Annotated in this window: 11 protein-coding genes; 8 read left to right on the top strand and 3 right to left on the bottom strand. The window is 40.0% G+C overall.

Features of this window, described 5'->3' with window-relative positions; translation table 11 throughout:
- Window positions 1-36 precede the first annotated feature (36 nt).
- Entirely contained in the window at window positions 37-1,179 is a 1,143-nt protein-coding gene (locus tag FTV37_RS13550; protein WP_078189096.1) for an acyl-CoA dehydrogenase family protein, read from the top strand.
- A 145-nt stretch (window positions 1,180-1,324) separates the two neighbouring features.
- Here FTV37_RS13550 and FTV37_RS13545 read toward each other — a convergent pair whose 3' ends face one another.
- On the bottom strand, window positions 1,325-1,855 hold the full coding sequence (locus FTV37_RS13545; protein WP_078189095.1) for a DJ-1/PfpI family protein: 531 nt from the start codon (window positions 1,853-1,855) through the stop codon (window positions 1,325-1,327).
- A gap of 572 nt (window positions 1,856-2,427) precedes the next feature.
- On the opposite strand from FTV37_RS13545, the gene pheA reads away from it, so the two are divergent.
- The 4 genes from pheA to FTV37_RS13525 all read left to right on the top strand — a co-directional run bounded on the left by pheA (window position 2,428) and on the right by FTV37_RS13525 (window position 7,435).
- A complete protein-coding gene (gene pheA, locus FTV37_RS13540) occupies window positions 2,428-3,537 on the top strand; it encodes a prephenate dehydratase (protein ID WP_078194414.1) in 1,110 nt (369 codons plus the stop codon).
- Window positions 3,538-3,606: 69 nt separating this feature from the next.
- Window positions 3,607-4,698 carry a histidinol-phosphate transaminase gene (hisC, locus tag FTV37_RS13535; protein ID WP_078189092.1) on the top strand — a complete coding sequence of 364 codons (1,092 nt, stop codon included), beginning with the start codon at window positions 3,607-3,609 and terminating at the stop codon, window positions 4,696-4,698.
- A gap of 3 nt (window positions 4,699-4,701) precedes the next feature.
- A complete protein-coding gene (locus FTV37_RS13530) occupies window positions 4,702-6,951 on the top strand; it encodes a bifunctional prephenate dehydrogenase/3-phosphoshikimate 1-carboxyvinyltransferase (RefSeq protein WP_180064106.1) in 2,250 nt (749 codons plus the stop codon).
- 112 nt (window positions 6,952-7,063) lie between these two features.
- Window positions 7,064-7,435 (top strand): hypothetical protein, encoded by a 372-nt coding sequence (locus FTV37_RS13525; protein ID WP_180010854.1) that lies wholly within the window; start codon window positions 7,064-7,066, stop codon window positions 7,433-7,435.
- A gap of 84 nt (window positions 7,436-7,519) precedes the next feature.
- Here the strand turns inward: FTV37_RS13525 and FTV37_RS13520 are convergent, their stop codons facing one another.
- Window positions 7,520-8,044 (bottom strand): hypothetical protein, encoded by a 525-nt coding sequence (locus tag FTV37_RS13520; RefSeq protein WP_180064105.1) that lies wholly within the window; start codon window positions 8,042-8,044, stop codon window positions 7,520-7,522.
- A 281-nt stretch (window positions 8,045-8,325) separates the two neighbouring features.
- Window positions 8,326-8,952, bottom strand: coding sequence for an alpha/beta hydrolase (locus tag FTV37_RS13515; protein WP_180064104.1), 627 nt, complete (start codon window positions 8,950-8,952; stop codon window positions 8,326-8,328).
- 125 nt (window positions 8,953-9,077) lie between these two features.
- On the opposite strand from FTV37_RS13515, the gene yaaA reads away from it, so the two are divergent.
- The 3 genes from yaaA (at window position 9,078) to FTV37_RS13500 (ending at window position 13,207) form a co-directional block, all read left to right on the top strand.
- Entirely contained in the window at window positions 9,078-9,860 is a 783-nt protein-coding gene (gene yaaA / locus FTV37_RS13510; RefSeq protein ID WP_180064103.1) for a peroxide stress protein YaaA, read from the top strand.
- 956 nt (window positions 9,861-10,816) lie between these two features.
- Window positions 10,817-12,139 carry an NCS2 family permease gene (locus tag FTV37_RS13505; RefSeq protein ID WP_180064102.1) on the top strand — a complete coding sequence of 441 codons (1,323 nt, stop codon included), beginning with the start codon at window positions 10,817-10,819 and terminating at the stop codon, window positions 12,137-12,139.
- Between the two features lie 66 nt (window positions 12,140-12,205).
- Window positions 12,206-13,207: an adenosine deaminase gene (locus tag FTV37_RS13500; RefSeq protein WP_180020853.1), complete on the top strand. Its 1,002-nt coding sequence runs from the start codon at window positions 12,206-12,208 to the stop codon at window positions 13,205-13,207.
- The last annotated feature ends 4 nt before the right edge of the window (window positions 13,208-13,211 follow it).

Genomic DNA, 13,211 nt, shown 5'->3' with positions numbered 1-13,211 from the left:
TCAACAAAACAACAAACTCAACCAAGGAAGAAACACATGCTGGCTTATGATGCAGACTTAGAATTATTTCGAGATAACTTTCGCCGTTTTATGGCAGAGCATGTCGCACCACATTATGAGCAATGGGAACGTGAAGGCATTATGCCGCGTTCAGTATGGAATGCCTTGGGTGAAAATGGCTTTTTATGTGTCGATGTGCCTGAAGAATATGGCGGCTATGGCGTCCCAACGCATTATTCACTGATGCTAGTCGAAGAATCTGCGCGCGCAGGTTTTAGTGCATTATCGACAGGTATTTCATGCCATTCTGAAATTGCAGCACCGTATATTTTGCACATTGGTTCAGAAGAACAAAAACAACATTGGTTGCCGAAAATGGTCACGGGTGAAGTGGTCGGTGCCATTGGTATGACGGAGCCGGGTGCAGGTTCAGACTTACAGTCTATGCGCAGTAGTGCAATTTTGCAGGGCGATCATTATCTTCTCAATGGTTCGAAAACCTTTATCTCAAATGGTCAACATGCAGACCTAGTGGTATTGGCGGCGAAAACTGATCCACAAGCACGTGCTAAAGGCGTGTCATTACTTTTAGTCGATACCCATTTGGATGGATTTAAGAAGGGCACTAACCTGGATAAAATTGGTCTGCATGCGCAAGATACGTCAGAGTTGTTTTATGACAATGTCAAAGTGCCGAAAGAGCAACTTTTGGGTCAAGCTGGACAAGGCTTTGCTTACTTGATGCAAGAGTTACCGCGTGAACGTACCGCGATTGCTTCGACTGCAATTGGTGCGATTCGTGGTTCCATTGATGTGGCAACGCAGTATGTCAAAGAGCGTCAAGCGTTCGGACAGGCGATTGGACAGTTCCAAAATACTCGTTTTGTCTTGGCACAGGCTAAGATTGACGAATTGGCTACCGCGGCGTTTTATAATCAAAATGTTGAGCTTTATATGCAAGGCAAACTTGATGTTGAAACTGCAGCAGCACTCAAGAGCTTCTCTACCGATATGCAAATGAAAGTGGCCCATAATCTACTTCAATTATTTGGTGGCTATGGTTATATGACCGAATATCCAATTTCACGTTTCTTTGTCGATGCACGTATTCAGCAAATCTACGGTGGCACCAATGAAATTATGAAAGAAATCGTGGCACGAAGTATTTTAGGTCGATAAACAAATTATCAGGCTGAACTTAAAATAGCGAAGTGAAGACTTCGCTATTTTTTTGACAATGTATTTCTATAGTGACGATGTATTTCTATAGATTTACGTGTTTGAATTAGATTATGCAGTTGAGTGTAAGTGAATATATTGAGATCTATGATAATGACGGTTGCCCCAAAACTTGTAGACAGACTTCAATAAATTCAGGCGTATCTAAAGTACTGCGAGACGATATATACAAGTTATTATCATTCACGACCGATTGATCCGACACCACCACACCTGCGTTTAATAAAGCGGATTTCAGCGTTTCAGATTGGGCGAAATGACGACCTTGTATGACACCAGCTTCTAGTAACAACTGTGGACCATGGCAACTGCTCAAGATCGGCTTTTGGCTATCTGCAAAATTACGTACAAAATAGATAAAACGGTCATCTAAAGCGAGTTTCTCTGGGGAATAACCGCCGGGAATAAATAAGGCATCAAAATCATGCACAGAGGCATCGTCGATACTTTGGTCAATGGTGATCTGGGAACGGCGTTTAATGCCGTAAACGATTTTTCCAACCTGATCTTCGATATTGATAATGCTGTGCCGAGCGGCTCGAAAGGCCTCCACAGGCTCAAGATACTCAATATCTTCAAAATCGTAGGTCACTAACACTGCAATTTTCTTGTGCATACTTGTACCTATGGGGCTGTTATTTTTTTTCTGATATTTAGACTACAAAGCAATGATAAGAATTACCTGTGTCTTTTGTAATAAATGCGTCAATGACTGTAAACACTAGATGAAAGTGCCTATTAAGTCACTGAAAAAACGATCAATGACCAAGTGTTTATATAGATCATCTTTAAGTTTCAAATTATTTCTATGCCATGAAAACCAAGTTTTGAAATTTTTATTTTGCTTCAAGTATTGAGAGCAAAATTTAAAACTGAAATGACCAATGAAACAAATTGATTGATGGGCTTATACAAGGAGATGGATCTGAGGCAAATTTGGAGGAAAAGAGAAGGGCTATTTATTGTGCTGCTCAAGATGAATGATCAATAAAGCCGTCAAAAGGTAAGATTTGCCTTAATTATGGCTTTACCTATCAGTTTGGCTGTTTTGGCTCTTAAGTTAAGCTGATGAAGCTTTAATCAACTGTATGTTTTTAAGGCTGAAACCATCAAAGTCGTATTGCGCAACATTTGAAAGCTAACTATTGTTATACTGTTTGCAAAATTTTTTTGAAGGGCGACATAACAATGATCAACGATGATCAAAACACTCCGACTTCTCTGGACTTAGCTCAAATTCGTGAAGATATCGACTCTGTTGATATGCAGATTCAACAACTTATCAACCGTCGTGCGAAACTAGCTGAAGCTGTGGCAAAAGCAAAATTTGCTGCAGAAGAGAATCCATTGTTTTATCGTCCTGAACGTGAAGCGCAAGTTTTACGTAAAGTTATGGATCGTAACGAAGGCCCATTGTCTGATGTGACAATGGCACGTTTATTCCGTGAGATCATGTCGGCTTGTTTAGCTCTTGAAGCACCGCAAAGTATTGCGTTCTTAGGTCCAGTTGGGACATATACACATTCGGCGGTGTTGAAACACTTTGGTCAAGACGCTGTTGTTCGCCCTCTTCCAACGATTGATGAAGTATTCCGCGAAGTAGAAGCAGGCAGTGCGCACTATGGTCTTGTGCCTGTAGAGAACTCATCTGAAGGTGTAGTGAACCATACTTTAGATTGCTTCAAATCTTCACATCTCAATGTTATTGGTGAAGTTGAACTGCGTATTCATCACCAGTTCCTAGTGTCTGAAAACACACGTAAAGACAGCATTAAACAAATTTATGCACATCAACAAACTTTGGCGCAATGCCGTGGTTGGTTAGATGCTCATTATCCAGGTGTAGAACGTGTTGCACTCAGTTCAAATGCAGAAGCTGCACGCCGTATTCGCAATGAATGGCACTCAGCAGCAATTGCTTCTGAAGTCGCTGCGAACATTTACAACCTTGAAATTTTGCATAGCAATATTGAAGACAATCCTGAAAATACTACTCGTTTCTTGGTGATTGGTCGTGAGAAAGTACCGCAATCGGGCAATGATAAAACTTCATTGTTGATTTCTGCGCATGACCGTGCAGGGGCATTACTTGAAATTCTTGCACCGTTTGCCAAGCATAATATTAGCTTAACAAGTATCGAAACACGTCCTGCATTACCAGAAAAATGGGCTTATGTATTCTTTGTGGACTTGGAAGGTCATGTTGAGCAAGAAAACGTGAAAGCGGCAATTGAAGAAATTCGTCCATTGGTTAAAGAAATTCGTGTATTGGGTTCATATCCGATTGCTGTTCTTTAAGATCACAACTGTGATCAATTCCATCAGGAGTTGATCACCTTCATCATTTGAAAAAACTGGAAGTGTAAAATGACGTTTGTCCCAGCCAATGAAGGCATTGCAAAGCTAAAGCCTTACCAACCAGGTAAACCAATTAGTGAACTTGAGCGTGAGTTGGGTATTACAGATATCGTAAAACTCGCATCAAATGAAAACCCATTGGGTTGTTCTGACAAAGTGAAAGAAGCGGTTGCTGCTGAACTTGCAGAAATTGGTCGATATCCGGATGGTGGCGGTTTTATTTTGAAAGACCAAGTTGAAAAACAATTTGGTATTGCACATGACCGCATTACGTTAGGTAATGGTTCAAACGATCTTCTAGAAATTTTCGCTCGTGCTTTTGTTTCAGAGCAAGACTCTGTGGTGTATAGCCAACACGCATTTGCTGTGTATGGTCTGGTGACACAAGCCATTAATGCTGAAGCGATTGAAGTGCCTGCAAAAGGTTTTTCACATGACCTAGATGCAATGGCTGCGGCAATTAAAGACAATACTAAATTAATTTTTATTGCGAACCCAAATAATCCAACAGGTACATGGTTTGAAGAAGCTGAATTTGAAGCGTTCATGCAAAAAGTACCTGCAAATGTGATCGTGGTTTTAGATGAAGCTTATGTGGAATATTTCCCAGAAAACTTCAACAGCTTGAAATTCTTAGATCAATACGCAAACTTAATCGTTAGCCGTACCATGTCAAAATGTTATGGCTTGGCTGCGTTACGTGTTGGTTTTGCCTTGGCTTCAGTTGAAGTGACGGATTTCCTCAATCGTATTCGTCAACCCTTTAACGTGAACCATCTTGCGATGGTGGCTGCAGTTGCTGCACTTAAAGATGAAGCATTTATTGAAAAATCACGCGTAGTGAACAAAGCGGGTATGGCTCAACTTGAGTCAGGCTTTGATGCTTTAGGTTTAGCGTATGTGCCTTCACGTGCCAACTTCATTTTAGTAAATGTAAAAGCAGATCCTGCACAGACGTTCAATGCTTTATTAAAAGAAGGTGTGATTGTTCGTCCAGTTGGTATCCCTGAGCATTTACGTGTATCAATTGGGACTGAAGCTGAAAATGCTAAATTCTTGGCGGCATTAGCTAAAGTTTTGGGCTTAGAGGCTAAAGCTTAAGTCATGTGTGTGCCACTATTTGAAAAAGTTGCTTTTATTGGGCTTGGTCTGATTGGCTCAAGCCTAGCTCGCGTCATGATTGCTGAAGGTTTGGCTAAGGAAATTGTGGCGTCTACGCGTTCACAAAAAACTTTAGAAGATGCAAAAGCTTTAGGGCTTATTCAGCAGGGTTATAGCGATCCTGCTGAAGCGGTCAAAGGTGCAGATCTTGTTGTTTTGGCTTTACCTGTTCGTGCGACACAAAAAGTCCTTGAAGCGATCAAACCTTATCTATCCGAACAGACGATTATTACCGATGTTGGAAGTACCAAAGGCAATGTTGTTGATGCAGCTAAAGCGGTTTATGGTGAGCAATTACCTGCTGGTTTTGTACCGGGGCATCCGATTGCGGGGGCTGAACTAACAGGTGTGCATGCCGGTAAGGTAGATTTATTTGCTAATCACAAAGTGATTTTGACACCATTACCTAGCAGTGCAGATTGGGCTGTAGAGAAACTGATTCAATTGTGGCAAGCTGCCAAAGCGGAAGTGATTTGCATGGATGTGGAAAAACACGACGAAGTGTTGGCCCATACCAGTCATCTTCCGCATTTGATGGCATTTAACTTGGTTGAGCAACTTGCGAACCGAGAAGACAATTTAGATATTTTCCGTTATGCCGCTGGCGGTTTTCGTGATTTCTCACGCATTGCTGCAAGCGACCCACATATGTGGCATGACATCTTTTTTGCCAATAAAAAGGCAATTTTAAAAGCGGTAGATGGCTTTGAAAAACAATTGGCTATTCTTCGCAAACTGATTGAAGATGAAAACTCACAAGCGTTGATGGGACTGTTGGGGCATGCACAAGCGGCACGTCAACATTTCAATCACATGCTCGCAAAGAAACCACTGATGGAGAAAAATAAAGTGACGACACAGCAATTCAAAATTTTACCGGGTCCAAAGCAATTCCAAGGTAAATTTACTGTGCCAGGTGATAAATCTGTGTCACATCGCTCTATCATGTTTGGTGCTATTGCAGAAGGCACAACGCATGTCACGGGTTTCCTTGAAGGTGAAGATGCCTTGGCAACCCTCCAAGCATTCCGCGATATGGGTGTAAGTATTGAAGGCCCTAAAAACGGCGAAGTCACCATTCATGGTGTAGGTATGCATGGTTTAAAAGCACCTGCAGGCGCTTTGTATATGGGTAACTCAGGCACTTCAATGCGTTTGCTTTCAGGCATGTTGTCGGCACAGAAGTTTGATTCGGTGATGACGGGTGATGCGTCATTATCAAAACGTCCAATGGAACGTATTGCAAAACCATTACGTGAAATGGGGGCGCAAATTCAAACCACAGGTGAGCGTGGTACGCCGCCCGTGTCTATTTCTGGAAGTCAACACCTTAAAGGTATTCACTACGACTTACCAATGGCATCTGCACAAGTAAAATCTGGTATTTTGTTGGCAGGTCTTTGGGCGGAAGGTGAAACTGTTGTCACTGAGCCAGAACCGACACGTGACCATTCAGAGCGTATGCTTCGTGCATTTGGTTATGACGTGAAAACAGAAGGCAACCGCATTTCACTTCAAGGTGGTGGCAAGTTAGTCGGTACAGACATTCAAGTACCCTCTGACATTTCATCTGCAGCATTCTTTATGGTGGGTGCAGCGATTACTGAAGGTTCAGATGTCACACTTGAAGCGGTCGGCATTAATCCAACACGTACAGGTGTGATCGAAATTTTAAAACAGATGGGTGCTGACCTGACTGTTGAAAATGAACGTATCGCTGGCGGTGAGCCGATTGCAGATATTCGTATTCGTGGTTCACGTACACTCAAAGGCATTCATATGCCAGAAGATCAAGTGCCATTGGCGATTGATGAATTCCCAGCGTTATTTATTGCTGCTGCATGTGCAGAGGGTCAAACCATTTTGACTGGTGCAGCTGAACTTCGAGTGAAAGAGTCGGATCGTATTCAAGTGATGGCAGATGGCCTAAAAATTATGGGTATCGATTGTACGCCAACCGAGGACGGCATTATCATTGAAGGTCAAGGCAAAGCGGGTGAGTGGGGTGCAATCTTCACAGGTGGTCAAATCGAATCACATCATGACCACCGTATTGCAATGAGCTTCTCAATGGCAGGTTTACGTACTTCGGGTGAAATTAATATCGTGGGTACAGAAACTGTTGCGACCAGCTTCCCGACATTTACAGAGCTAGCGACTCAAGCCGGTTTAACGATTGCGGTAAGTGAATAAATAATTCACTAAATTTGTATATTTATTCAACAACAGCCAAGCAAATGCTTGGCTGTTTGGTTTTAATTGCTTATGCTAAAACTATACAACAAGAATGTCTTTGGATAGATACATGAGAAAACTACAATTCACCGCCCATAGCGATTCAAATCGAGTTGAAAGCAGTGCTGATACGCAAACTCAAGTGGCTGAGTTTTTAGCAAGTAAGCTTGAGAAATATGGCTTTCAAACGTTATCGCAAAGTGGTGATCAGATTGCAGTCAGTGTCGATCAACATGAATTGCCACTTTCAGTGACATGTCAGGGGCAGGATGAATCAGGTCGTCTAGTCTGTGAAATTACCTCTTATCCAGATGAAGACCAAGATTGGTTAGATCGTATTACTGAGCAAAGTTTGTTGAATCAATTGGCTCAAGCGGTCGAAAACAGTTTAAAAGAAGAAGACTCGTATAGTGAGTTTCAATGGAAACAAATGACGAAATGAACTGAAAAATTGAATTAAAAATCATCTATAAAAAAGCAGCATAGTGCTGCTTTTTTATTTTTTAACGGAATGTATCGAACAACGTTATAGACATTCAATATTGATAGGATTAATAGTTCGATTGCTCTTTTTCACATAGTCACACATTTTTTCTGACTCTTGTTCATTGAGTCCCCAAAACACGATCACACCACGTTGATCAGTCAATTTGCTATCGCTAAGATAAATATAATGGGTGTCATGATAGTTTTTATCGAGCATATCTTTATATTTTTGATCGGTAAAAGGTGAACAAGATGAAATTTCAGCTTCTTTACACACCGAGTCACTCGAACAGCGTTGCTTAAAGGTTGAAATCATATTCATGGTGTCTGTGCTGTTGAGTTGGGCTTCACACACTTGGCTGTTGGGAAAGTCATAGACCATCTTTAAGCTAAAATCACGACCATCGACATTCATCTTGTATGAAGCAGTCAAATAGGCTTTGGGGCCATCGTTCGCAGCAACTGTAGAAACTGGCAAATTCGTCGTTGTGGAAGGCGTTGAATTAAAATAATAGACCAAAGCTGCAATGCCTAGACCTAAAATCACAGCAACAATAAATTTCATTTTTCCCCTCTAAATTTTATCTTAATTTTTCTGGGTATTATTTCTGTAGTTGATTATTTAAACAAGTAAATAATTGGTTTTTAGATAAAAAATTGAGGCGTAATCAAAATTAAACGAGCATCGGCTTAAGTCATTACATATTGAACGAATTGTGATCACTAATGCAAAAAAATGGATAAATCGAAAAGCGAGTAGTTCAGTTCATCTGGAATATTGGGGGAATAGAGCGTTCGCTAGGCAAGAAAAATGAGCCAGTTAAGCTGACTCATTTTTGGTATTGTTTATACTAAAAAGCGTGAAATCGCAATACGAAGCTGTTTGAGATAACCCGTAAAGAAGTGGTTTGCACCTGGCAAAACCGTGATTAAATGGCGCTGTGGTTTGGCCCACTGAATCAAGTCAGATAACAGTGTGACATTATCTTCTTCACCGTGAATAAATAAAATATCACCCTTAATATGCGGCGTCACATAGTGACGTACACCTGCAACTGTTGTAGTTGGTAGTCCGCATAAAATAGTCTGTACAGGCTGTAATTCTACAGGCAATAGGGCATAGCATTTAGTCATGACATTTGCACCAAAACTAAAACCGCCTGCATAAAATGGTAGGTTTGGATGTAGGTTACGCGCAAATTCAATAACTTGCATGGTGTCTTTGGTTTCACCATTGCCTTCGTCATGTATTCCTGCACTTTTGCCAGAGCCGCGGAAACTTGGGCGATAGACAACATAGCCACGTTCTAAGAACATTTGCGCTAAAAGCACAGGTACTTTGTGCTGTGGTGTGCCACCTTGCAATGGGTGAGGGTGTGTAACTACCGCGAATCCTTTCACTTCACCCTGTGGATAATCAACAAAAATTTCAAGCTGACCAACAGGCCCTTGAATGAACAGTTGTTCTGACATAATGACTAAAATGTGAAAGCGGGAGAGTCGCATAGTTTACAGATTAATATTATCTAAAACACAGATTGGATTTGAAAATACTCTACTGTTATAGTTTGTTTAATTAAAAATTAATCAGGATGTTTATGCTCGCTTTAATTTCTCCAGCAAAAACTTTAGATTACGAAACCGCTTTACCGACTGAAAAATTCACTCAACCACGGTTATTAGATCATTCTGAAGAATTAATCTCAGTCGCACGTAAATTGTCGGTAAGTGAAATTTCAAGCTTGATGAGTGTCAGTGAGAAAATTGCGACTTTAAATGTTGAGCGCTTCCGAGATTGGCAGCCTGATTTTGATTTTGCCAATGCACGCCAATCAATCTTTGCCTTTAAAGGTGATGTATATACCGGTTTAGATGCATATAAACTTACAAACTCAGACCTTGAATATGCACAAACCCATTTGCGTATGCTCTCAGGTCTCTATGGTTTATTGCGTCCACTGGATTTAATGATGCCATATCGTTTAGAGATGGGGACCAAGTTACAAAACCCACGTGGAAATAACTTGTATGAGTTTTGGGACAATACCATCACCAATCTGATTAATGACGATTTGGCAAAAGCGGGCTCTGAACTTTTCGTCAACATCGCTTCAGATGAATATTATAAGTCGGTTAAAGAAGCAAAAATCAAAGCCGAAATCATCAAGCCTGTTTTTCTGGATCAAAAGAACGGCAAATATAAAGTCATCAGCTTCTATGCCAAAAAAGCACGTGGCCTAATGGCGCGTTATTTGTTGGAAAATAAAATTGAACGTATTGAAGATATCAAGTCGTTCAATACCGATGGTTATTATTTCGATGCTGAGAGTAGCTTAAAGGGCGAATTGGTCTTTAAGCGAGATGAACAACAAGCCGCTTAATTTTAAAATTGAAAAACTTAGACTGAAAAGAATATGAATAGCCGCTGATTAGAAGTCAGCGGCTTTTTTCATCTTCGTCATTCGAGATTTAATAGTGGGTTGTGAAATTGATCGTGCTTTAAATTTCTTAGGTGAAATGATCTATGATTTGAAGCTTTTTGCGGAAAAGGATTCGAAAAAACATTCAGTGATTATCTTGTCTATCAGTCTAAAACATATTACAAATTTAACATTGATCGAACAAATAGCTTATTAAATAACTTAATAAGATATAAAATTGTGAAACACGTCACTTTTTTGTTTAAGTTTTTTGTTATTATAGCCAAATATTTAAACATGAATAAAATTTTGTTATGAAAAAAATACTGATACCAATTTTTATACTCAGCATTGTGTTCTTAGGGTTTAGTGTTTATAAAAATGCAGAGTTAAAGCGACAGCAAGAAATTAATCAGGTGTTCAATGATGATTTGAACGCATCACCTTATATGCGCTAAAAAAAGTCAATCTTGCAGCTTCTGCATTGAGCTCAAGCATGGTCTTGAAGTGTTCGTCTAAATCTTGATATTTTATTTTTATATATAATAATTTGAAACTTTATAAAGAAAACAATGTCTTAAATTTACTAAATTGAAAAGCGATGAAAATTTGGAAACATTAAAAAATCAATGTGTTATAATTTGCCGAAATTAATTTGATCAGTATTTATTGATATTAAATACGAATTAAATGACATAAATAGAGGAGCTGCATAGGTTTATGCAGCTTTTTTGTTTGCAAATTTCAACATTTGTACTGTGTTGTATGCTGTTGAAAATAGGATTTTTTAAAGCCTACAATCTGCCGAATTGGCATATTCGTTGCTTAGGCATACACAAAATTAATGATGAATACATCACATGATTAATTTTGTGGAATGCTTATATGCATAAAGTTTACTTCATAGGGGCTAGGTCATGACGACTCCTAATCCATCTTCCGAGAACATGCTTGAACGTCTGTTTAAACTGAGCGAAAACAAAACCAGTTTCAAAACAGAAGTCATTGCAGGTGTAACTACTTTCTTGACAATGTGTTACATCATTATTGTCAATCCAATGATTTTGTCCGAAACGGGTATGGATCATGGTGCTGTTTTTGTCGCAACCTGTCTAGCAGCAGCCATTGGCTGTTTGGTGATGGGTCTTGTTGCTAACTATCCAATTGCCTTAGCACCCGGTATGGGCTTAAACGCTTACTTTACCTATTCTGTATGTTTGGGTATGGGCGTGGAATGGCAAACTGCTTTAGCAGCTGTATTTGTCTCTGGCCTTGTTTTTATCGCTATCAGCATGTTCAAAATCCGTGAAGCGATTGTTAATGCGATTCCAATGTCGCTTAAACTGGCGATCGGTGGCGGTATTGGTTTATTCCTTGCCCTAATTGCGTTGAAAAATGCAGGCATTATTGTTGATAATCCAGCAACTTTAGTGAGTTTGGGTGATCTAAAACAACCTTCAGTTTTGTTGGCTTTACTTGGCTTCTTGATGGTTGTGGTTATGCATCACTTCAAAGTACGTGGTGCAATCATCATCAGTATCTTGGTGATTACTGCAATTGCAACCCTGCTGGGTTTCAACGAATTTAAAGGTGTTGTAGGCGCGATTCCTTCAATCACTCCAACATTCATGCAAATGGACTTTGAAGGTCTATTCACAGCAAGTTTGATTGGCGTGATCTTTGTATTCTTCTTGGTCGATTTGTTTGACTCTACAGGTACATTGGTGGGTGTATCACACCGTGCAGGTTTATTAAAAGACGGTAAATTACCACGTTTGAAGAAAGCATTATTTGCTGACTCATCTGCAATTGTTGCGGGTGCGGCATTGGGTACGTCTTCAACTACGCCTTATATCGAATCATCAGCAGGTGTTGCTGCCGGTGGTCGTACAGGGTTAACTGCAGTTGTAGTTGCTGTATTGTTTATTTTGGCATTGTTCTTAGCACCACTTGCTCAGTCTGTACCAGGTTTTGCAACTGCGCCAGCATTATTGTTTGTTGGTGTGTTGATGATTCAAGGTATCGTTCATATTGAGTGGGATGATATTACGGAAGCAGTCCCAGCATTCTTAACAATTGTATTTATGCCGTTTACGTATTCAATTGCAGACGGTATTGCAATGGGCTTCATTAGCTATGCATTGGTTAAATTGCTGACAGGTAAAGCGAAAACTGTACCGTATATGGTTTGGATTATTGCTGTACTTTGGGCATTGAAATTTGCTGCATTTGGCGGTTAATACTGTCAAATAGCGAAAGGGTGTAAACTCAGTTTGCACCCTTTTTTATTTTTATGAGGATAAGAGATGGATCAACTTGAGCTGATTCGCGCTTTGCCAAAAGCAGAGCTACATGTGCATATTGAAGGGACATTTGAGCCTGAACTCATGTTTGCAATTGCCCAACGCAACAATATTGCAATCCCTTATCAATCAGTCGAAGAATTAAAAGAAGCGTATAACTTTCATAATTTACAGTCTTTTTTAGACATTTATTATGCAGGTGCAAATGTACTGATTCATGAGCAAGATTTTTATGATTTAGCATGGGCATACTTTGAAAAATGTGCAGAAGATCATGTGGTTCATACCGAAATGTTCTTCGACCCACAAACTCATACAGACCGTGGGGTTGCTTTTGAAACTGTCTTGAATGGCTTACAACGCGCTTGTGATGATGCCAAAGCAAAACTGGGCATTAGCTCACATCTGATTATGTGCTTCTTGCGTCATTTATCTGAAGATGCAGCATTTGCAACATTAGAACAAGCTTTACCATATAAAGATCAAATTATTGGTGTCGGTTTAGATTCGAGTGAAGTGGGTCATCCACCATCAAAATTCGAACGTGTTTTTGCTAAAGCACGTGAAGCAGGTTTTCTTATCGTTGCGCATGCAGGGGAAGAAGGTCCAGCAGAATACGTATGGGAAGCCTTGGATTTGCTGAAAGTAAATCGTGTTGACCATGGTGTACGTTCAGAAGAAGATCCTGCTTTGATGCAACGTTTAATTGCAGAAAAAATGCCATTAACCGTTTGCCCGCTAAGCAATTTAAAGCTCTGTGTGGTCAATAATATGGCTGAGCATAATATTCGCCGTCTATTGCAACAAGGTGTGCATGTGACCGTCAATTCAGATGATCCATCGTACTTTGGTGGTTATATGAATGATAACTTCATTGCGATCACCAAAGCACTTGATCTAAGCAATGCAGAGTTAAAGCAACTGGCAATCAACTCTTTTGAAGCATCATTTATTTCAGATGCTGAAAAACAAGCTTGGATTAAAAAGATTGAAGCGTTGAATTAATAAT

It is taken from the genome of Acinetobacter sp. YH16042 (genome assembly GCF_013417245.1).
GTDB classification, from domain to species: Bacteria; Pseudomonadota; Gammaproteobacteria; order Pseudomonadales; family Moraxellaceae; genus Acinetobacter; species Acinetobacter amyesii.
This window is presented reverse-complemented; position numbering and strand designations above follow the sequence as displayed.